17 protein-coding genes and 1 pseudogene are annotated in these 21,600 nt (G+C 66.6%); 6 read left to right on the plus strand and 12 right to left on the minus strand.

Annotated elements, in window-relative coordinates:
• Positions 1–213: 213 nt before the first annotated feature.
• On the minus strand, positions 214–1,014 hold the full coding sequence (locus ACQR0W_RS24150) for a hypothetical protein (protein ID WP_316187229.1): 801 nt from the start codon (positions 1,012–1,014) through the stop codon (positions 214–216).
• 125 nt (positions 1,015–1,139) lie between these two features.
• On the opposite strand from ACQR0W_RS24150, the gene ACQR0W_RS24155 reads away from it, so the two are divergent.
• From ACQR0W_RS24155 to ACQR0W_RS24165, 3 genes are all read left to right on the plus strand, one after another.
• Positions 1,140–1,643 carry a YaiI/YqxD family protein gene (locus ACQR0W_RS24155; RefSeq protein ID WP_315714429.1) on the plus strand — a complete coding sequence of 168 codons (504 nt, stop codon included), beginning with the start codon at positions 1,140–1,142 and terminating at the stop codon, positions 1,641–1,643.
• A 4-nt stretch (positions 1,644–1,647) separates the two neighbouring features.
• Positions 1,648–3,459, plus strand: a complete 1,812-nt coding sequence (locus ACQR0W_RS24160; protein WP_316172000.1) for an ABC-F family ATP-binding cassette domain-containing protein — start codon at positions 1,648–1,650, stop codon at positions 3,457–3,459.
• 118 nt (positions 3,460–3,577) lie between these two features.
• On the plus strand, positions 3,578–4,657 hold the full coding sequence (locus ACQR0W_RS24165) for a D-TA family PLP-dependent enzyme (RefSeq protein WP_315827403.1): 1,080 nt from the start codon (positions 3,578–3,580) through the stop codon (positions 4,655–4,657).
• A gap of 423 nt (positions 4,658–5,080) precedes the next feature.
• Here ACQR0W_RS24165 and ACQR0W_RS24170 read toward each other — a convergent pair whose 3' ends face one another.
• From ACQR0W_RS24170 to ACQR0W_RS24210, 9 genes and pseudogenes are all read right to left on the minus strand, one after another.
• Complete coding sequence (locus tag ACQR0W_RS24170) at positions 5,081–6,325, minus strand: NAD(P)/FAD-dependent oxidoreductase (RefSeq protein ID WP_316172001.1); 1,245 nt, start codon at positions 6,323–6,325, stop codon at positions 5,081–5,083.
• A gap of 155 nt (positions 6,326–6,480) precedes the next feature.
• A complete protein-coding gene (locus ACQR0W_RS24175) occupies positions 6,481–7,398 on the minus strand; it encodes an SDR family NAD(P)-dependent oxidoreductase (protein ID WP_315714433.1) in 918 nt (305 codons plus the stop codon).
• Positions 7,399–7,530: 132 nt separating this feature from the next.
• Complete coding sequence (locus ACQR0W_RS24180; RefSeq protein ID WP_315827400.1) at positions 7,531–8,007, minus strand: MaoC family dehydratase; 477 nt, start codon at positions 8,005–8,007, stop codon at positions 7,531–7,533.
• Positions 8,008–8,013: 6 nt separating this feature from the next.
• Positions 8,014–9,744, minus strand: a complete 1,731-nt coding sequence (locus ACQR0W_RS24185; RefSeq protein WP_316172003.1) for an AMP-binding protein — start codon at positions 9,742–9,744, stop codon at positions 8,014–8,016.
• Positions 9,744–10,652, minus strand: a pseudogene (mmsB, locus tag ACQR0W_RS24190) (3-hydroxyisobutyrate dehydrogenase); the annotation flags it as partial. The pseudogene mmsB and the gene ACQR0W_RS24185, both read right to left, overlap by 1 nt.
• A 10-nt stretch (positions 10,653–10,662) precedes the next feature.
• A complete protein-coding gene (locus ACQR0W_RS24195; RefSeq protein WP_316172004.1) occupies positions 10,663–11,739 on the minus strand; it encodes an enoyl-CoA hydratase/isomerase family protein in 1,077 nt (358 codons plus the stop codon).
• Positions 11,736–12,881: an acyl-CoA dehydrogenase family protein gene (locus ACQR0W_RS24200; protein ID WP_316172005.1), complete on the minus strand. Its 1,146-nt coding sequence runs from the start codon at positions 12,879–12,881 to the stop codon at positions 11,736–11,738. The genes ACQR0W_RS24195 and ACQR0W_RS24200 overlap by 4 nt, the downstream gene beginning before the upstream one ends.
• A 184-nt stretch (positions 12,882–13,065) precedes the next feature.
• Positions 13,066–14,562, minus strand: coding sequence for a CoA-acylating methylmalonate-semialdehyde dehydrogenase (locus ACQR0W_RS24205; protein WP_316172006.1), 1,497 nt, complete (start codon positions 14,560–14,562; stop codon positions 13,066–13,068).
• Positions 14,563–14,748: 186 nt separating this feature from the next.
• A complete protein-coding gene (locus ACQR0W_RS24210; protein WP_316172007.1) occupies positions 14,749–15,405 on the minus strand; it encodes a TetR/AcrR family transcriptional regulator in 657 nt (218 codons plus the stop codon).
• A gap of 154 nt (positions 15,406–15,559) precedes the next feature.
• Here ACQR0W_RS24210 and ACQR0W_RS24215 point away from each other — a divergent pair, with 154 nt between their 5' ends.
• The 3 genes from ACQR0W_RS24215 (at position 15,560) to ACQR0W_RS24225 (ending at position 19,014) form a co-directional block, all read left to right on the plus strand.
• Positions 15,560–16,330 (plus strand): enoyl-CoA hydratase, encoded by a 771-nt coding sequence (locus tag ACQR0W_RS24215; RefSeq protein ID WP_315714441.1) that lies wholly within the window; start codon positions 15,560–15,562, stop codon positions 16,328–16,330.
• A gap of 138 nt (positions 16,331–16,468) precedes the next feature.
• The gene (locus ACQR0W_RS24220) at positions 16,469–17,644 is read left to right on the plus strand and encodes a thiolase family protein (RefSeq protein WP_316172008.1); all 1,176 of its coding nucleotides are present in this window, start codon (positions 16,469–16,471) and stop codon (positions 17,642–17,644) included.
• Positions 17,645–17,730: 86 nt separating this feature from the next.
• Positions 17,731–19,014 (plus strand): MFS transporter, encoded by a 1,284-nt coding sequence (locus ACQR0W_RS24225; protein WP_316172009.1) that lies wholly within the window; start codon positions 17,731–17,733, stop codon positions 19,012–19,014.
• 2 nt (positions 19,015–19,016) lie between these two features.
• Here the strand turns inward: ACQR0W_RS24225 and ACQR0W_RS24230 are convergent, their stop codons facing one another.
• Both ACQR0W_RS24230 and ACQR0W_RS24235 read right to left on the minus strand, forming a co-directional pair.
• Positions 19,017–20,576: an acyl-CoA carboxylase subunit beta gene (locus ACQR0W_RS24230; protein WP_316172010.1), complete on the minus strand. Its 1,560-nt coding sequence runs from the start codon at positions 20,574–20,576 to the stop codon at positions 19,017–19,019.
• The gene (locus ACQR0W_RS24235; RefSeq protein WP_316164610.1) at positions 20,506–21,492 is read right to left on the minus strand and encodes an IclR family transcriptional regulator; all 987 of its coding nucleotides are present in this window, start codon (positions 21,490–21,492) and stop codon (positions 20,506–20,508) included. The genes ACQR0W_RS24230 and ACQR0W_RS24235 overlap by 71 nt, the downstream gene beginning before the upstream one ends.
• Positions 21,493–21,600 lie beyond the last annotated feature (108 nt).

A 21,600-nucleotide genomic window follows, 5' to 3' on the forward strand; every position in this document is an offset into this window, starting at 1 on the left:
TCGCTCGCCCCTCTGCTTGACGAATCGAGCCGATTTTGAAGTGTCAACCATCTCCCCGAACACCCGTCAGCTATGTCTCCGGGCTGAACACTGCGCTCGCAATGACGGGAGTGTGGGCAAGCAGCGTACCCAGAACTTCGCCGTCATCGTCCGCGCAGGCGGAGCATGACAGCTGTCTTTTGGATGCCGCGTGCCTCTTGCCAAGTCCGTCCGCTAGGCGGCCGCCTGCGCGCGCGGCTGATAGATCGCCACGTGATGGCAATGCGCAAGTGGGCGGTCGCCATTGGCGACCACCAGCGCATCGATCTCGACGAAGCGGTGGCCCTTCTTCTCGTAGTTCGCGACCACCCGGCCACGCGCCGTGATCTCGTCGGCTTCTGCAATCGCCGACAGCAATTGCATTCGGCTGCCGACGTGAATCCAGGGGCCGAGGACGACATTGTCGACCAGCAGCCGGTTCATCACCCTCTGCAACATGCCCGGGTGACCAAACCGCTCGTTTGCATAGATCGGATCGCGCTCGCGAATCTCAGAGAGATAGGCGGTGGCCGCCTGCCCTGGCCACGCGCGTGGCGCCGTGCCGAGCCAGCTGCCGACAGCGAATGACTCCGCACTGACGAGCGGTCGCACCGCCGCGGCTGGAACCTCTCGATATTCGGCCAGAGCGATGTCGGGCGCTGACGCGGGCAGCGACGCGGAACCGGTGGCGCAGATCTCACCTTTACTCGCGACCTCCAGGCTGAGCCCGTCGCCGACCTCCTCCGCCCTGACCACGGCGATCTCGCCGTCATAGACCGGCTTGGTGAACCGCGCCTCGATCAGCCCGCGCTCCAGGAATGCCCGGCCCCAGCGCACAACCGGCTGATGCAGCATATAGGCCAGCACCTCGACGCCGGGCACGAGGCCGCCGGCGAAGCCGAACCGGCGCGCCACGCTGTCATCGTGCATCTTGTTCTCGGACTGCTTGGCCGTGTTGAACGCCTCGACCGCATAGGTCGCGATTCCGTCTGCCATCCTTGCCTCCCTTTGACCCTTTTCGGGCGATGGTAACGGCCGGAAAGGTCCTGGCAAGGCCAGCGTTTGGCTCGCAATTTGGCTGGCGATGGGGTACCAACCGGCCACCCCCAGCAGAACGCCAGATGACGACCGAAACCGCCGAGCTCGCCCCTGTCACGATCTATGTCGACGCCGACGCCTGTCCGGTGAAGGACGAGATCTATCGCGTCGCGATCCGCCACGGCCTGCCAGTGATCGTGGTCGCGGGCGGCTTCATCCGCGTGCCCGAGGATCCCCTGATCACGCGCGTGGCGGCGGGCAGCGGCATGGATGCCGCGGACGACTGGATCGCAGAGCGCGCCGGCGCCGACGACGTCGTCATCACAGCGGACATTCCGCTGGCGAGCCGCTGCGTCAAGGCCGGCAGCGCGGTGATCGCGCCGAACGGCAAGGCGTTCACCGAGGAGTCGATCGGCATGACGCTCGCCGTGCGCAACCTCATGACCGATCTGCGCTCGTCCGGCGAGGTCACCGGCGGGCCGCGCTCGTTCACGCCGCGCGACCGCTCCACCTTCCTCTCCACCCTCGATCAGACCATCCGCCGCATGCAGCGCCAGCGCGCCGCGCGGATGCAACAGCAAGGCTAGACCCATGGCGCCGCCTCTCATCCAACTCAAGGACATCCGCCTGACCTTCGGCGGCACCGCCCTGCTGCAGGGCGTCGAGCTGTCGGTCTCGCCGGGCGAACGCGTCTGCCTGATCGGCCGCAACGGCTCCGGCAAATCGACGCTGCTCAAGATCGCCGCCGGCCTCGTCGAGTGCGACAGCGGCACGCGCTTCGTGCAGCCGGGCGCCACCGTGCGCTACCTGCCGCAGGAGCCGGACTTCTCCGGCCATGCCACCACGCTGTCCTATGTCGAGGCCGGGCTCGGTCCCGGCGACGATCACTATCAGGCGCGCTATCTCGTCGAGCAGCTCGGCCTCACCGGCGAGGAAGATCCGGCGCATGTCTCCGGCGGCGAGGCGCGCCGCGCGGCGTTGGCGCGCGTGCTCGCGCCCAACCCCGACATCCTGCTGCTGGACGAGCCGACCAACCATCTCGACCTGACCACGATCGAATGGCTGGAGAACGAGCTCGACGGCCGAAGCTCGGCACTGGTGCTGATCAGTCACGATCGCCGTTTCCTCACCAATCTGTCGCGCGCGACCGCCTGGCTCGACCGCGGCCAGATCAGGCAGATCGACCGCGGCTTTGCGGCGTTCGAGGCGTGGCGCGACGAGGTGCTGGCGGAAGAAGAGCGCGAGCAGCACAAGCTCGACCGCAAGATCGTCAACGAAGAGCACTGGCTGCGCTACGGCGTCTCCGGCCGCCGCAAGCGCAACGTCAAGCGGCTCGCCAACCTGCATGCGTTGCGCCAGCAGCGCCGCGACTATCGCGGCACGGCGGGCGCCGCCAACCTCGCCGCGGCCGAGGCCGACAAGTCCGGCAAGCTGGTGATCGAAGCGAAGGGCGCTTCGAAGAGCTTTGGTGATCGCAAGATCGTCGACAACTTCTCCATCCGCATCCAGCGCGGCGACCGCATCGGCATCGTCGGCCCGAACGGCGCCGGCAAGACCACGCTGGTCAACCTGCTCACCGGCGGCAGCGAGCCGGACAGCGGCAGCATCCGGCTCGGCGTCAATCTGGAGACGGCGACGCTCGACCAGCACCGCGAGAGCCTCGATCCCCGGACGACGCTCGCCGAAGCGCTGACCGGCGGCCGCGGCGATCACGTCATGGTGGCCGGCAAGCCGAAGCACGTCGTCGGCTACATGGAGGACTTCCTGTTCTCGCGCGAGCAGATGCGCACGCCGCTCGAAGTGCTCTCCGGCGGCGAGCGCGGCCGGCTGATGCTGGCGCGCGCGCTGGCCAAGCCATCGAACCTGCTGGTGCTGGACGAGCCGACCAACGATCTCGACCTGGAGACACTCGATGTGCTCGAGGACATGCTCGGCGACTACGAGGGCACGGTGATCCTGATCAGCCACGACCGCGACTTCCTCGATCGCGTGGTCACCTCGGTGATCGTCCCCGAGGGCAACGGCAAATGGCAGGAATACGCCGGCGGCTACAGCGACATGCTGGCGCAACGCGGCGCCGACCTAAAGCGCCAGCATGCCAAGGCGGCTGAGGAGAAGAAGGAAACCAAGCACGCGGCCACGGCGCCTGCGAGCGCGCCGAAGCGCAAGCTCTCCTTCAACGAGAAGCACGCGCTGGAGACCTTGCCGAAGACGATCGCCAAGCTGCAAGCCGAGATCGCCAAGCAGCAGGCCGTGCTCGCCGACCCCGCGCTGTATGCGAAAGACCGCAAGAAATTCGACGCCGCCTCCCTCGCGATCGCCACTGCACAAGCCGAGCTCACCGCCGCCGAGGACCGCTGGCTCGAGCTCGAAGTGCTGCGCGAGGAGATCGAGGGCGCGTAACGTTCATCGAAATCACTTCGTCATTGCGAGCGACGTGAAACAATCCGGGGCTGCAGCCGGACTCTGGATTGATTCGTCGCTTCGCTCCTCGCAATGACGGCAACATGGAGTAAATGACATGACCACCCCGCTCGCCGCCAGGATCGCCCGGGAGTACGGCACGCCCTGTGCCGTCATCGACATGGACAGGGTCGAGCGCAACATCGCGCGCATTCAGGCCCAGTGCGAGGCCGCGGGCGTCGCCAACCGGCCGCACATCAAGACGCACAAGAGCCCGGTGCTCGCGAAGCTGCAGATCGAGGCGGGCGCGCAAGGCATCACCTGCCAGAAGATCGGCGAGGCTGAGATCATGGCGGGTGCCGGCATCGACAATATCCTGATCAGCTACAACCTGATCGGCGAGGAGAAGATGGCACGCCTCGCATCGCTGCAAGCCAAGGCCGACATGACGGTTGCCGCCGACAACGCGACCGTGATCGCCGGCCTGCCGCAGGCGGCAAAGCAATCCGGCCGCACGCTCTCGGTCGTCGTCGAATGCGACACTGGGCGCAAGCGCGCCGGCGTCGAGACGCCGACGGAAGCGATCCAGCTCGCGCGCCAGATCGCAGCGTCAGACGGCCTGCGCTTCGCCGGCTTCATGCTGTATCCGACCGAGACCGGCTGGGACGAGGCGCAGCGGTTCTATGACGAGGCGCTGGCCGGCGTCCGCGCCGACGGGCTGGACGCGGCCATCGTCTCGACCGGCGGCTCGCCCAACCTGAAGAATCTCGGCAAGCTCAAGGGCGCCACCGAGCACCGGCCCGGCACCTACATCTACAACGACCGCATGCAGGTCGCCGCCGGTGTCGCGACCTGGGACGACTGCGCGCTGCACATCTACTCGACCGTCGTCAGCCGCGCCGCACCGGAGCGCGGCATCCTCGACGCCGGCTCTAAGACGCTGACGACGGATACCGGCGGCCTCGACGGCCACGGACTGATCCTGGAGCACCCGGAAGCGAAGATCGCGCGCTTCGCCGAGGAGCACGGCTTCCTCGATCTGTCGCGCAGCAATACCCGCCCCAATGTCGGCGACGTCGTGCGCATCATCCCCAACCACGTCTGCGTCGTCGTCAACATGATGGACGAGGTCGTCATGGTCCGCGGCGAGGAGATCCTGGGCACGCTGCCGGTCGCCGCCCGCGGCAAGCTGCGGTAGGGCGAAACTCTCTCGCAGCGTCATTCCGGGGCAGCCGCGCTAGCGGCTGAGCCCGGAATCCATACGCCCGATCGTGGTTATGGATTCCGGGCTCGCCCTCCGGGCGCCCCGGAATGACGACGGTGTGGCCGCCCGCTCGGCTATTCACTGCAACTGTTCCGCCAATCTTCCATGGAATCGTAGATGACGGCCTCGGGCCAGCGAGGATCAAGCTCGCGGCGCCGTGTCCACGTCAAATGGACTTGAGCCACGCAGCCTCCCCCGAGCGCTACAAGAACGTCGTCGCAGTCCTCGCGTCGGGCGGCGATCCTGAGGGACCGATTAGCCAGCGCATGATTGGGACCTACTTCGCGCGCAAGTTCTTCTTCGAACGCGGCGCGGAGCTGATCGTCCGTCATCCAAGACCAGGGCTCGGGAAGCTGGTCAGACATTGCCTGCCATTCCCCCCGCGCGCCACTTCAACACGCCCTTCCCCGCGGCGACCCCGGTCGCAAACGACGCCTGCAGCAGGTAGCCGCCGGTCGGGGCTTCCCAGTCGAGCATTTCGCCGGCGGCGAACACGCCGGGCAGGCGTTTGAGCATGAAGTCGGCGTCGAGTTCGTCACGCGCGATGCCGCCGGCGCTGGAGATCGCGCGCGCCAGTCCGGCGGTGCCCGTCAGCTTGATCGGCACGGCGTTGATCAGTGCAGCGAGACGGTCCGGCAACAGCGATGACAGCGACAGGCCTTGCGCTTTTGCCGCCTCCTGCAGCAGGCCGATCGCGACGGGGGACAGTTGCAGCGCCTTGCGCAGGACATTCGAGAACGACTGCTTGCCGCGGGGCGCTGACAGCCGCTTGACCAGATCGGCGGTCGCAAGATCGGGTCGCAGCGCGACGTCAAGAATGGCCGCGCCTTCCAGAGCGATTGCCTCGCGCAACTCGGCGGACAGCGCATAGACCGCGCCGCCTTCAATGCCGTCGCGCGTGACGATAGCCTCGCCGCGGACGCTGCGATCAGCAAACGACAGCGCGATGCCTTTGAGCGGCTGGCCTTGGAAGCGGCCGCGGAAGATGTCCGACCAGGCGACAGTGAAGCCGCAATTGGCCGGCCGCAGCGGCGCAATCGCGACACCCTTCGCGGCGAGAAGCGATGCCCAGCCCCCGTCGGAGCCGAGCCGCGGCCAGCTGGCGCCGCCGAGCGCGAGCACGGTCGCATCGGCCGTGATCGCGCGCAGTCCTGCCGGTGTCTCGAATGTCAGCCGCCCTGCCTCGTCCCAGCCGGTCCAGCGATGCCGCAGCTCGAAGCGCACACCCTGCGTGGCCAGCCGGCGCAGCCACGCGCGCAGCAGCGGCGAGGCCTTCATCGCGGTCGGAAACACGCGGCCCGAGGAGCCGATGAACGTGGGCTCGCCGAGCGCCTCGCACCAGTCGCGCAGCCGCTGCGGCGGGAAAGCGCGGATGGCCGGCTCCAGCCACGCCGCCGCCTCGCGATAGCGCGACAGGAAGGCGCACAGCTCTTCGCTATGGGTGAGGTTGAGGCCGCCGCGCCCTGCCATCAGGAATTTGCGCGCGACCGACGGCATCGCGTCGTAGACGGTGACGGCGGCACCGCGCTCAGCCAACACCTCGGCCGCCATCAGCCCGGCCGGCCCGGCTCCGATGACGGCAACTTGCTTGGATAAGGTCATGACTGGAGTTTAGGGCCATGGCGTCACCACACAACAGGTCGTCATGCCCGGGCTTGACCCGGCCATCCACGCTTCTCCGCGCGTGCGATGCCAAACACGTGGATGGCCGGGTCAAGCCCGGCCATGACGGCGGAGGGTGCGATGCGTATGGTGCCTTACAGCTTGATCCCCAGCCGCGCTGCGGCCTGACCGACGTATTTCTGTGTCTGCTCGAACGCACCCTGCAGCGCCCGCGCCTTCGACATGTCGCTGATCTCGGCAAAATGCGCGGCGATCGCGTCCGGCGTCCACTCCTCCGGCGGCAGGTTGATGCCCTCGCTCTCCAGGATCCTGATGACCGCGAACGAGCCCGCACCCGCGCCCATGATGGTGCGCGTGGGCGCGTCCTCGCTGAGCAGATATTCCACCGCGGGCGTGATCGATTCCGGCTTCATCAGCTGCAGCGCCTGCGGCGGCAGCAGCTCCTCGGTCATGCGGGTCGCAGCCGTCGGCGAGATGATGTTGACGCGGATGTTGGTCTTGCGGCCCTCCTCCGCCAGCACGTTCATCAGGCCGACCATGCCGGTCTTGGCCGCGCCGTAGTTGGCCTGGCCGAAATTACCGAACAGGCCGGACGACGACGTCGTCAGCACGATGCGGCCGTAGTTGCGCTCGCGCATGCCGTTCCACACCGCCTTACAGCAGTAGAAGCTGCCGACCAGATGCACGTCGAGCACCTTGGCGAAATCGGCAACCTCCATCTTGCCGAACGACTTGTCGCGCAGAATGCCGGCATTGGCGCACATGATGTCGACGCTGCCCCACTCCTTGCTGGCGCGCTCCACCATCGCGGTGACCTGCTCGAAATTCGAGACGTCGGCGCCGTCGGCCATCGCGGTGCCGCCGGCCTTGCGGATCTCCTCGACCACCGTCTCCGCCGCGGTCATCGAGCCGCCGGTGCCGTCGCGCGCGCCGCCGAAATCATTGACCACGACCTTGGCGCCGCGGCTCGCCAGCCCCAGCGCATGCGCGCGCCCCAAACCATTGCCTGCGCCGGTGACGATGGCGACGCGCCCGTCGAATCTGATTGCCATGTGTCGTTCCTATTTGTCGCTCGTCATGCCCGGGCTCGACCCGGGCATCCATCCACTTCGAAAGACTCTCGGACTTGATGGATCGCCGGGTCAAGCCCGGCGATGACGAAGGGTGGGTTGTGACGAGGTGAGTTAGCTGAGATAGATCAGTCCGATCCAGTCGGCGACGAGCGCGGGCTTGTCCTCGCCCTCGATCTCGACCGTGACGTTGGTGCGCGACTGCAGCTCCTTCGGCTTGCGCAGAGTGGCTTCGGCAAGGACGAAGCGGCCGCGCACGCGTTTTCCCGATCTCACCGGCGAGATGAAGCGCAGCTTGTCGAAGCCGTAGTTCACGCCCATCGCCGTACCCTCGATCGCCGGCATGACCTCATAGGACATGACCGACAGCAGCGACATCGTCAGGAAGCCGTGCGCGATCGTGGTGCCGAACGGCGTCGCTTTGGCCTGCTCGGGGTCGACGTGAATGAACTGATGATCCTCGATCACATCGGCATAGGTATCGATGCGCTTCTGATCGAGCACGTGCCATGACGACACGCCGATCTCCTGGCCGACCATGGCCTGATAGGCTTCGAGCGAAATCGGCGGCTTCTTCCAGATCTTGTTCATGCGTTCCTACACCTCGTGCCCGGATGGCCTCGTTTTCAACTCCGGGAAATCCTCTTCCTTGAATTCCGTGCCGCGCAGATGGTCCGTGCGGTTGTCCTCGTGCTCCAGCCTGCGCAGCTGCACCCGGCGGATTTTTCCGGAGATCGTTTTCGGCAGCTCGCTCACGAGCTCGAGCCGGCGGATGCGCTTGAATGGCGCCAGGCGCGCCTGCAGATGGGTGAAGATCGACAGCGCCGTGGCGCGCGAGCGCTCCGCGCCCGCCGTCAGCAACACATAGGCTTTCGGTATAGCAAGACGGATGGGATCCGGAGACGGCACAACGGCAGCCTCGGCGACGGCCTCATGCTCCAGCAGCACGCTTTCCAGCTCGAACGGCGAGATGCGGTAGTCGGACGATTTGAACACGTCGTCGGAGCGGCCGACGAAGGTGAGATAGCCGTCATCGTCCTGGAACACGACGTCGCCGGTACGGTAGCGCATGCCATCGGCGCCGGACAGCTGACCGTCGTCGCCCTGATAGCCCTGCATCAGGCCGGCCGGACGCTCGCCGGTGAGCGCCAGCGTGATCTCGCCTTCGCCGGAGAGATTGCCGTCGATGTCGGCGACCTCGACGCGATAGCCCGGCAGCGGCCGCCCCATCGAGCCGATCTTCAGTTTCTGGCCCGGCGAGTTGCCAACGATCGCCGCGGTTTCGGTCTGGCCATAGCCGTCGCGAATCGTCAGCCCCCAGGCGGCACGCACCTGATCGATCACCTCCGGATTGAGCGGTTCGCCGGCGCCGCAGGCCTCGCGCAGCGAGACCTTGAAGTCGGCGAGATGCTCCTGGATGAACAGCCGCCACACCGTGGGTGGCGCGCACAGCGTCGTGACGCCGCAGCGCTTGATGATCGCGAGCAGCCCCTTGGCGTCGAAGCGCGGCTGATTGACCACGAATACCGTGGCGCCGGCATTCCAGGGCGAGAAGAAGCAGCTCCAGGCATGCTTGGCCCAGCCCGGCGAGGAGATGTTGAGGTGCACGTCGCCCGGCTGCAGGCCGAGCCAGTACATGGTCGAGAGATGGCCGACCGGATAACTGCGATGGCTGTGCCGCACCAGCTTCGGCTTGGCCGTGGTGCCCGAGGTGAAATAGAGCAGCATCGGATCATCCGGCTGCGTCGGTCCATCCGGCGTGAACGCCTCGGCCGCGTCGGCCGCCTGCTCGAACGGCAGCCAGCCGGCAGGTGCCGCCGGCGCGCCGACGACGATGCGGACGAGATCATCGGCGCCCAGATCGGCGAACTTCGCAACCTGATCCTGCGCCGCGACCACGGCCTTGGCGCGGCCGCGCTCCAGACGATCGCGCAACTCGTCGGTGGTCAGCAGCGTCGTCGCAGGGATCACGACGACGCCGAGCTTCATCGCCGCCAACATCGTCTCCCACAGCGGCACGACGTTGCCGAGCAGCAGCAGCAGATGGTCGCCGCGCTTCAAGCCCTGCGCGCGCAGGAAATTCGCGACCTGGTTGGAGCGGCGCGACAACGCCGCAAACGACAGCTTGGTCTGGCGGTCCTGCGCGGCGTCGAAGATCCAAAGCGCGGTGCGGTCGCGGCTCTCCGGATCGGACGCGAGTTCGGCATCGAACCAGTCGAGCGCCCAGTTGAACGGGACGGCATCGGGCCAGCGGAAACCCTTCACGGCCGCATCGTAGTCGGTGCGATGCGCCAGCAGAAACGCGCGTGCGTCCTTGAATGTCGTCATCAGGTGGTCCCGGCGAGCTTGCGAACGTGCTGAATGATCCCGGAAAAATCGACGCCGCCATGGCCGGCGGCCTCGAACGCCTTGTAGATCTCCTGCGCGTGCTGGCCAAGCGGGGTCGCCGCGCCGGCGGCCTTGGCGGCGTCCTGCGACAGCGTGAGGTCCTTCAGCATCAGCGCGGTCGCAAAGCCGGGCTTGTAGTCGTTGTTGGCGGGCGAAGCCGGCACTGGGCCCGGCACCGGGCAATAGGATGTCAGCGACCAGCACTGCCCCGACGAGGTCGAGGCGACGTCGAACAGCGCCTGATGCGACAGGCCGAGCTTTTCACCCAGCGCAAACGCCTCGCTGACCGCGATCATCGAAATGCCGAGGATCATGTTGTTGCAGATCTTGGCCGCCTGCCCCGCGCCGGCGCCGCCGCAATGGACGATCTTCTTGCCCATCTTCTCAAGGATCGGCTTGGCCGCAGCGAACGCGCTCTCCTCGCCGCCGCACATGAAGGTAAGCGTTGCGGCCTTGGCACCGCCGGTGCCCCCGGACACCGGCGCGTCCACGGCGGCGATGCCGTGCCTTGTGGCCAGCGCATGCGCGGCGCGCGCGCTCTCGACGTCGATGGTCGAGGAATCGATGATCAGCGCGCCCTTGGACATCGCCGGCACGACCTCGTTCCAGACTGCCTGCACATGCTTGCCGGCCGGCAGCATGGTGACGACGGCATCGGCGCTTTTGGCCGCGGCGACGGCGCTGTCGGCGATTTCGGCGCCATCGGCCTTGGCCTGGGCGCGCGAGGTCTCGACCAGATCGAACGCGACCACCTTGTGGCCGGCCTTGACCAGGTTGGCGGCCATTGGTCCGCCCATGTTGCCGAGGCCGATGAATGCGATCGTTGCCATGGTTCGTTCTCTCCCCTCGACCTGATTGTTATCTGCTCTGCGGAAAGGTCAGCTCGTCGGCGCCAATCTCGGCAAGATATGGCGCCAGCATGTCCGGTGTCACCTGATCGACATCAGGCGGCGACCATCTGGGATTGCGGTCCTTGTCGATGATCGCCGCACGCACGCCCTCGCGGAAATCATCGCTGCGGAACACTTCGAGCGCCGCACGATACTCGCGCACCAGGCATTCCTCCAGGGACGCCGCACCGCGTGCCAATCGCAGCAGCTCGAGCGTCACGACCATGCCGCGCGGCGACTTCTCCTGCAGCGTCTTCAGCGTCGCCAACGCGAGCTCCGAGCCGTCCGCTTTCAGCGCGGCAAAGATGTCGTGCATGCTGTCATGGGCAAACCAGGCGTCGATCTTGGCCTGCTGCGCCGCCACCGGGCCGGACGTCTCCGACGTCGCGAAGCCTGCGATCAGCCGGTCGATCTCGATCGACAGCGTCCCCGGCCTGACTTTGGTCAGGACCTCGCGCAGCGCCGGCCATTTCTCGGTCGGCACCACGGCATCGGCAAAGCGCGCATGGATCGCATCGGGCCCGTTCATGGTCTGCCCGGTCAGGCCGAAATAGGCGCCGAGTTCGCCGGGCGCGCGCGACAAGAGCCAGGTGCCGCCGACGTCGGGAAAGAAGCCGAGACCGACTTCGGGCATTGCGAGCTTCGTCTTCTCGGTCACGATGCGGTGGCGGCCATGCGCCGACAGCCCGACGCCGCCGCCCATCACCAGCCCGTCCATATAGGCGACATAGGGTTTTGGAAACGCCGCGATGCGCGCGTTCATGATGTATTCCTGGCGCCAGAACACCTTGCCGAGATCGCCATTCGTCTTCGAGCTCTCATAGAGCCCGCGGATATCGCCGCCCGCGCAAAGTCCACGCTCGCCCGCGCCTTCGAGCACGACAATTGCGACGGCCGGATCGCCCTCGAACCGATCCAGCGCGGCGTCGATGCCCATCGACATCTCCAGCGTCATCGCGTTGATCGCCTTCGGCCGGTTCAGCCGGATGATGCCGGCCGAGCCTTCGCGGCGGATGATCAGGTCGCCTTCGATAGCCTCGGTCATCGCGCCGCCTCGATCAGCTTGCGCGACACGATCAGGCGCATGATCTCGTTGGTGCCTTCGAGGATCTGGTGCACGCGCAGGTCACGCACGATCTTCTCGATGCCGTATTCGCTCAAATAGCCGTAGCCGCCATGCAGCTGCAGCGCCTGGTTGGCGACCTCGAAGCCGACATCGGTCCCGAAGCGCTTGGCCATAGCGCACAACATGGTCGCGTCAGCATCCTTGCGGTCGAGCGCAGCCGCCGCGCGCCAGACGAAGGTGCGCGCCGCCTCCAGCTCGATCGCCATGTCGGCGATGCGAAACTGCAGCGCCTGGAATTCGTCGAGCCGCTTGCCGAACGCCCTGCGCTCCTTCGTATAGGCCAGCGTCTTGTCGAGCGCCGCCTGCGCGCCGCCGAGCGAGCACGCGGCAATGTTGAGGCGGCCGCCGTCGAGCCCGGCCATGGCGATCTTGAAGCCGATGCCCTCCTCGCCGAGCCGGTTGGCCACCGGAACGCGCGCATTCTCGAAGATCACCGCGCGGGTCGGCTGCGCGTTCCAGCCCATCTTGCGCTCATTGGCGCCGAACGACACGCCGGGGGTATTGGCATCGATCACCAGGGTCGAGATGCCGCCGGGACCGTCGGCTCCCGTGCGAACCATCGCAACGAGGATATCCGTGGCGCCCGCGCCGGAGATGAACTGCTTCTGGCCGTTGAGCACGTAGTCGTCGCCCTCGCGCGCCGCGCGCGTGCGCAGCGCCGCCGCATCGGAGCCCGCGCCCGGCTCGGTGAGGCAATAGCTCGCGATCAGGTCCATGGCGCAGAGCTTCGGCAGGTAAGCCTGGCGTTGGGCCTCGGTACCGAAGGTGTCGATCATCCACGAGGCCATGTTGTGGATCGAGATGAAGGCCGACACCGTGGGGCAGCCCGTCGCCAGCGCCTCGAAGATCAGCGCCGCATCGAGCCGGCTGAGACCCGAGCCGCCGACATCGTCGCGGATGTAGATGCCGCCCATGCCGAGGCTTGCGGCCTCTCGCATCACATCGACGGGAAAATGCTTCTCCTCGTCCCAGCGCAGCGCATGCGGCGCGATCTTCTCCGCCGCGAAGGTGCGCGCCATGTCGCGCACCGCGATCTGATCCTCGTCGAGAGCGAACTGCATCCGTTCTCCGCGTTTCCTGGTCTTGTTTGTTGGCCGTGGCGCCTCTTCACACTCCGTCATTGCGAGCGAAGTGAAGCAATCCAGAGTCCTTCCGCGGAGGCAGCCTGGGTTGCTTCGCCGCTTCGCTCCTCGCGATGACGGAGTGGGAGCCCTAGCGGGCTCCCACTGTTGTCAGTTCATCTCATCACTTCATCAGCGGGATCGAGAATTCCGCGCCTTCCTTGACGCCGGACGGCCAGCGCGAGGTAACCGTCTTGGTCTTGGTGTAGAAGCGGATCGAATCCGGGCCGTGCTGGTTGAGATCGCCGAAGCCGGACTTCTTCCAGCCGCCGAAGGTGTAGTAGGCGATCGGCACCGGGATCGGCACGTTGATGCCGACCATGCCGACATTGACCTTGGCCGCGAAGTCGCGCGCGGCGTCGCCGTCGCGGGTGAAGATCGCGACACCGTTGCCGTAATCATGCTCCGACGGCAGCGCCAGCGCCTCAGCATAGTCCTTGGCACGAACGACCGACAGCACCGGCCCGAAGATCTCCTCCTTGTAGATCCGCATGTCCTTGGTGACGTTGTCGAACAGACAGCCTCCCATGTAGAAGCCGTTCTCGTAGCCCTGCATCTTGAAGCCGCGGCCGTCGACGGCGAGCGTCGCCCCCTCCTTGATGCCGATGTCGACGTAGTTCTTCACGCGCTCGACCGCCTCGCGGGTGACCAGCGGGCCGAAATCGGCCGATGGGTCGACTGACGTGCCGATCTTGAGGCTTTCCACGCGCGGGATCAGCTTCTCCATCAGCCGGTCGGCCGTGGTCTTGCCGACGGGCACCGCAACCGACACCGCCATGCAGCGCTCGCCGGCCGAGCCGTAGCCGGCGCCGATCAGCGCATCGACGGCCTGGTCGAGATCGGCGTCGGGCATCACGATGGCGTGGTTCTTGGCGCCGCCGAAACACTGGCAGCGCTTGCCGTGGGCGGCGGCGCGCTCATAAATGTACTGCGCGATCGGCGACGAGCCGACGAAGCCGATCGCCATGATGTCCGGATCCTCGAGGATGGCGTCGACGGCCTCCTTGTCGCCGTTGACGACGTTGAGGATGCCGGCCGGCAGGCCCGCCTCGATCATCAGCTCGGCGAGCTTCATCGGCACGCCCGGATCGCGCTCCGACGGCTTGAGGATGAAGGCGTTACCGCAGGCGATGGCGGGAGCAAATTTCCACATCGGAATCATCGCCGGGAAATTGAACGGCGTGATGCCGGCAACGACACCGAGCGGCTGGCGCATCGAATAGATGTCGATACCGGGGCCGGCGCCTTCGGTGTACTCGCCCTTCATCAAATGCGGGATGCCGCAGGCGAACTCGACCACTTCGAGGCCGCGCTGGATGTCGCCCTTGGCATCTGGAACCGTCTTGCCGTGCTCGCGGGCGAGCAACTCGGCGAGTTGGTCGTAGTCGCGCTGCGCGAGTTCCAGAAACTTCATCATCACCCGCGCCCGGCGCTGCGGATTGGTGGCAGCCCAGGCCGGCTGGGCCGCCTTGGCATTTTCCACGGCCGCCCGCAATTCGGCCCGCGACGCCAGCGCGACCTTGGCCTGAACGTCGCCGGTCATCGGCTCAAAGACATCGGCCGTCCGACCAGACGTGCCCTTGACCTCTTTGCCGCCAATGAAATGACCGATCGAACGCATGGGGTATCCTCCGCAGGGGTAAGCAGTGCCGATTTGGCCGGCATCTTGCAGTCTTTGCGGCGTTTGGGAAGGGTCTAAGCGCTGATCGGCGCTGCGAAAATGCCGCCCCTTCGCTCGGTCGGCACGATCACTGCAGACCCCGCGGCGTGCAGCGTGCCGCGTCCCGCATCCGAGCCGCGCGACGGATCAGCGCTTCGCGGCTACCACCTTCTTCACGGGCCTTTTTGCGGGTGCCCGCACAGGTGCCCTGCCCGCCGGCCCACCTCCGCTGGCGACGGCCAGCGCCACCTCGCGCCCGGAGTTCAGGATATCGTCTGACAATTCGCCGCCGCCCATGAGTCGCGCCATCACGAGCGTCCCCGCCAGAGTCGCGAGCATCGCCGAAGCCCGCTTTCGCGCAGTCTTGGCCGGTACGTCGACGATGTACTCGGCGAACAGGTCGATCAACTCTTCCAGCTTCGCAGCAAAGGCCTTGCGGGTCTTGGCGCTCTCGCGGGCGATTTCCGCTCCGAGCGCAGGAACCGCGCAGCCGTGACCGACATCGTCGCGATGGCCGGCGGACAGATAGCCGTCGACGATGGCCGAGAGCCGCTTCTGCGGCGGCAACTGGTCCAGCAGCTTGCGCCAATGCTCCATCGAACGATCGATCGCATAACCGAACGCCTCCACGACCAACGCCTCGCGCGAATCGAAATGCGCGTAGAAGCCGCCGTGAGTCAGTCCGGCCTCCTTCATCAGGTCTGCAACCCCGACACCATGAGCGCCACGCTCGCGCAGCCGCACCGATGCCTTGCGCACGATCCGCGCGTGGGTTTCCGCCTTGTGTTCCGGAGAGTAACGCATTGCCGTCCCATTGAATGTCTGCGGTCATACTATAACAGCTCTGCGTCCTGCTCGCTGCAGCTATTTGATGAATTCGAGTTGATCTAAATCAACTTCGCTGGCCTGATTTATTCCCGGCACACCCCTGTTGCCCAGGAACCCGACGAGGACGACCATGGACATGCTCAATTCCCACTGCGGCGTGAGTCGTGACGGCCAAGGCGTCGTTCGGCTGACGATCTGCAATGCAGGCGCGCTCAACATTCTCGGTTCGGCAGCGATTCTCGACGTGGAAGCCGGGCTGCGATCGCTCGCCTCCGACGCCGCCATTCGCGTTCTCGTTTTGGCCGGCGAAAGCGGGAAGAGCATGATCGGCGGCGCCGACATCAAGGAGATGGCAACGCTGGACCAGGCTTCAGCGGAAACCTTCATCTCGCGACTTGCCGGGCTCTGCGAGGCGGTGCGACATTTTCCTGCCCCCGTGATTGCGCGGATGCCGGGGTGGTGTCTGGGTGGCGGATTGGAGGTCGCAGCGGCCTGCGATATCCGTGTCGCGGGACACGACGCCAAGTTCGGCATGCCCGAGGTGCGTGTCGGCATTCCCTCGGTCATTCATGCCGCGCTGCTGCCACGTCTCATCGGCTGGGGCCGCACGCGCTGGCTGCTGATGACCGCCGAGACGATCGACGCGCCGACCGCTCTCGCCTGGGGCCTCGTCGATGCCGTCGCCGCCGAGGGAGAACTCGACATCGCGGTCGAGAAGGCCGTGGCATCCCTGCTCGCCTGCGGTCCCGAAGCGCTGCGGACGCAGAAGGCTCTGCTGCGGCAATGGGAGGAGCTGCCGCTGAAGGAGTCCATCGAGATATCGATCGGCGCCTTCGGACGGTCGTTCCTCACCGACGAGCCGAAACGGCTGATGCAACATTTCATCGACCGCAAGCGATAGCAAGTTTCTCCAAGTCTCGCCTCGCAGATCCCGGCAGCCTCGCGCCAGCTTCACGACGGTTCAGCAGGGACCGCCGGGGTTTCCTCTTGCGAGAGATTATTATATGATGATTATCATATTTCATCAGAAAGCCTTGTCATGGCCTCGTCCGATTCCGTCGTGATCCTGTCCGCCGCCCGCACGCCGTTGGGCCGTTTCATGGGCGAATTCTCGCCGCTGAGTGCGAACAAGCTCGGCGCGCACGTGATCGGATCCGCGCTCGAACGCGCCACCGTTTCGCCCGATGCGGTCCAGGAGGTGTTCATGGGCAACGTGCTGTCGGCCGGCCAGGGCCAGGCTCCGGCACGGCAGGCCGCGCGCGGTTCCGGCCTGCCCGACGCCACCGGCGCCACCACCATCAACAAGGTCTGCGGCTCCGGAATGAAGGCCGCGATGCTGGCGCACGACGTCATTCGGGCGGGCTCCGCCGAGATCGTCGTGTCGGGCGGCATGGAGAGCATGAGCAATGCGCCATATCTGCTGACCAAGGCGCGCGGCGGCTATCGTGCTGGCCACGATCGGATCCTCGATCACATGATGCTGGATGGCCTGGAGGACGCCTATGAGACCGGACGCTCGATGGGCGATTTCGGCGAGGCCACGGCCGAGGCCTATCAGTTCACCCGCGCCGACCAGGATGCCTACGCCATCGAGACGCTGACGCGTGCGCGCAAGGCGGTCGAAGGCGGGGCGTTCAAGGCCGAGATCGCCCCGATCACGATCGTCGAGAAATCCGGCCCGCGCCTGGTCGCCAACGACGAGCATCCGCTCAAGGTCGATCCGGTGAAGATCCCGGCGTTCCGCAAGGACGGCACGATCACGCCCGCAGCGTCCTCCGCGAACGCGGATGGTGCCGCGGCGCTCGTGCTCGCCGCGCGGTCGCGTGCCGATCGCGACGGGCTGCCTGTCATCGCGGAGATCAAGGGCCACGCCACCCACAGCCAGGAGCCGAAATGGTTCACGACGGCGCCGATTCCGGCGATCAGGAAACTGCTCGACAAGGTCGGCTGGCGCGTCGAGGATGTCGACCTGTTCGAGATCAACGAGGCCTTCGCCGTCGTTGCCATGGCCGCGCAGCGCGACCTTGGCATCCCGCGTGACCGGCTGAACGTCAACGGCGGCGCCTGTGCGCTCGGCCACCCGATCGGCGCCACCGGCGCGCGGCTGATCGTGACGCTGCTGCATGCGATGAAAGCGCGCGGGCTGAAGCGCGGCGTGGCCGCACTGTGCATCGGCGGCGGCGAGGCGACTGCGATCGCCGTGGAGCGACCCTGATGTCCTGAAACGAGGGAACTTAGCCATTTATGTCATTTGGGCGCCCTGGCAGAATGGGCGCGCAACCCCATTGTACTGAGAGCCTCATGATCTCGAACCAACTTGCAGCGATCCTTGGACGGCGCAACATCCATTACGGCTGGGTGATGGTCGCCGTGACGTTCTTCACGGCCCTGGTGTCCGCCGGCACGGTGGGCGCACCCGGCGTGTTCATCGTGCCCCTCCAGCAGGAATTCGGCTGGAGCACCGCGGAGATCTCCTCGGCGCTCTCCATCCGCTTCGTGCTGTTCGGGCTGATGGCGCCGTTCGCCGCCGCCCTGCTCAACCGCTACGGCCTGCGCAACATCACGCTGCTGGCCCAGTTGATCGTGGTGTCGGCGCTGCTGGCGTCGCTCGCGATGACACAGGTGTGGCACCTCGTGCTGCTGTGGGGCGTCGTGATCGGCATCGGCACCGGCATGACCGCGCTGGTGCTCGGCGCGACCATCGCCACGCGCTGGTTCGTCGCGCGGCGCGGCCTCGTCGTCGGCATTCTCACGGCCAGCGTCGCGACCGGACAGCTGGTGTTCCTGCCGCTGCTCGCGAGTCTCACCGAGCGGCTCGGCTGGCGCGTCGCGCTCGGGCTGATCTGCATCATGCTCGGCGTTTCCGCCACCGCCGTGCTGCTGCTGATGCGCGATCGCCCGAGTGATCTCGGCCTCCGGCCCTATGGCGACAACGGCACCGACCCGATCGCCGCCCCCTCGCCCGTCACCACGCCGATCCTCGCCGCCGCCCTCGGCACCCTCCGCGACGCCTCGCGGGCGCCGGTGTTCTGGATGCTGTTTGCGACGTTCTTCATTTGCGGCGCCTCGACCAACGGCCTTGTCCAGGTGCATCTCATCCCGATGTGCCTCGACTTCGGAATTCCTCAGGTGCAGGCGGCGAGCCTGCTCGCCGCGATGGGCATGTTCGATTTCGTCGGCACGATCGTCTCGGGCTGGCTGTCGGACCGGTACGACAATCGCTGGCTGCTGTTCTGGTACTACGGCCTGCGTGGTCTCTCGCTGCTGTTCCTTCCGTTCACCGACTTCTCGTTCTATGGCCTGTCGCTGTTCGCGATGTTCTATGGCCTCGACTGGATCGCCACCGTGCCGCCGACGGTGCGGCTGACGGCGCAGCGGTTTGGGCCCGAGCGGGCCAACCTGGTGTTTGGCTGGGTGTTCGCCGGACATCAGCTCGGCGCCGGCACCGCCGCGTTCGGCGCCGGCCTGTCGCGCACGCTGCTCCAGAGCTACCTGCCGGCGTTCTTCACCGCCGGCGCGCTCTGCATCGTCGCGGCGCTTCTGGCGCTGGCGATCGCGCGGCAGGCGAAGCCCGCCGCGGCGTAAGCTCACGGCCGCGTCGTCATCGCCGTGGGCGGCCCGGGCGTGCGCAGCGGCTCGGCGAGGCGGGCGAACTCGCACAGCAGCGCGCGCGTCTTGCGGGGATCGATGATCTCCTCGACCCAGAACTTCTCGGCCGAGCGGAACGGCGAGCGCAGCTTGGTCAGCCGCTCCTCGATCTCCTTGAGCTTGGCCTTCGGATCCTGCGCGGCATCGATCTCGGCGCGATACGCCGCCTCGATGCCGCCCTCGAGCGGCAGCGAGCCCCAATGGGCCGACGGCCAGGCATAGCGGATGGAGAATCGATCGGCCGGCTGATGCACGACGCCAGCGACGCCGAAATTATTGCGCACGATCACCGTGCACCACGGCACCGTCGACTGGTTGACCGCCGCCATTGCGCGCACGCCGTGGCGGATGGTCGCGGCCTTCTCCGCCTCGAGGCCGACCATGAAGCCGGGACAGTCCATCAGGTAGACGATCGGCAGATGAAAGGTCTCGGCGAAGTCGACCCAGCGGATCACCTTCTGGCATGCATCCGCCGTCCACGAGCCACCGAAGTGATAGGGATCGCTCGCCAGCACTATCACTGCGCGGCCTTCGAGACGCGCGAGGCCGATGATGATCGGACGGCCATAGTTCTGCGCCACCTCGAAGAACGAGCCGTTGTCGACGACGGACTCGATGATCGGCCGCATCTTGTAGACGCGCCGGCGATCCCGCGGCACCGCGCTGATGAGCTGCTCGTCGACGCGCTGCGGATCGTCGGTGCAAGGCAAGGTCGGCGGCAGCTCGTAGACCGACGACGGCAGATAGGACAGGAAGCGCCGCGCGCAGGCGAACGCTTCCGCCTCGGTGTCGACCGCGTGGTCGACGCCGCCGGCCTTGGTCTGGATGTCGGCGCCGCCGAGCTCCATCTTGCCGAGGTCCTGGCCCAGCCGCTTCACGACCGGCGGCCCGGCGACGAACATCGCCGACTGCTTGGTCATCACCGAGTAGTGGCTCGCCGCGAGCCGCGCTGCGCCAAGCCCCGCGACCGAGCCGAGGCCGAGCGCGACCACCGGGACCAGCGACATGTTCTCGGTCGTGTAGCGGTACCAGCGATTGCCGCCGATGCCGCCGGGCAGATTGGCCGCGCCTTTGGTCTCGATCGTCTTGACCGAACCGCCGCCGCCGGAGCCCTCGATGATACGGATGATGGGCAGACGGAAGTCGTGCGCCATCTCCTCCGCCATCAACGGCTTGGCGGCGATTGAGGCATCGGCCGAGCCGCCACGCACGGTGAAATCGTCGCCGACCACGACCACGGTGCGGCCGTCGACGCGGGCACGCCCGAACACGCAATTGGCGGGCGTGACGTGCTTGAGCTCGCCCTGCTCGTCATACTCGCCGAGGCCGGCGACCGCGCCGATCTCGTGAAAGCTGCCGGGATCGACGACGCCGTCGATGCGCTCGCGAACGGTGAGACGGCCCTGGTCGTGCTGACGCTTGACCTTGTCAGGCCCGCCCATCTCCCGCGCGAAGGCCTCGCGCCGGGCCAGTTCCTCGAGCTCCGGCTGCCAACTCATTCGTTCCCCCTGCCCCGGTGATGGTCTTGTTCTTGTGGTTAGTCTTCGCGTTCACCTGGAGCGGTTTTCTGTCCATCCGGTTGTTGAAGACGTCGGCTTCCGCGCCCTGCAGCAGCGCCGCGATGCTGCGGCCGAGCTCGCGCATCGGCTGGGCGACCTCGTCATGCAGCCGCTGCTCGTCGTACATCGCAGACAACAGCCCGATCGTGAGCACGACATAGGTCTGGTATTGCGGCGACCACAGCGGCAGCGCGACGCCATTGATGTGCGGGCTCCACAAGCCGCAGGCCACCACGTAGCCGTGCTCCTTGAGAAACTGCCTGTTGTGCTCGAGGCGCGGCCGCAGCAGCTTGGCCGCGTCAGGCATCTCGCGCTCCATCTCGGCCAGCAAGGCGTCGCCGACCTCCGGCTCGAGCGCGGCGACATAGGCATGACCGGCCGCGGTCGAGGCCATCGAGATGCGGCTGCCCGTGGTCTCATGCAGGCCGAGCGCATTCGCGGCGCGGCCGAACTCCAGATAGACGAGGTGGAAGCGATCGGGAATCACGAAGCCGACGGTGCCGGGCAACTGCTCCGCGACGTCCTGCAGCCGCTGCCGGATCAGATTGCGCAGCTGCAAGCCTCTGGTCATCGACGTGCTCATCGCCACGGCACTCGGGCCGATGCGGTATTTCTGATCGCGCGGCAGGTAGACCAGCTGGCCCATGCGCGTCAGCGTGTGCGTCAGCCGCGACACCGTCGACCGCGGCAGGCCGCAGCGGTTGGAGATTTCGAGATTGCCGAGCCGCGCCTCGTGCCCCTCGAAACAGCGAAGCACGTCGAACGCCCGCGACACCACCTGAATGACCTCGCCCTCGCCGGCGAGATCTCCGGGCAGCATGCTGCCCCTGCTCAATCGCTCAGACCGTCGTCCCATGCGTTTCCCACCAATTCCGTCATGCGGAATGATATTCCGCTTGTTGAACAAGCTAGCCCAGCCGTTTTGCCGTCACAACAGCAGACCGTCTCCAAAACCCGCCATTCT

The sequence above is a fragment of the Bradyrhizobium sp. HKCCYLRH1034 genome (genome assembly GCF_051168375.1).
Taxonomy (GTDB): Bacteria; Pseudomonadota; Alphaproteobacteria; order Rhizobiales; family Xanthobacteraceae; genus Bradyrhizobium.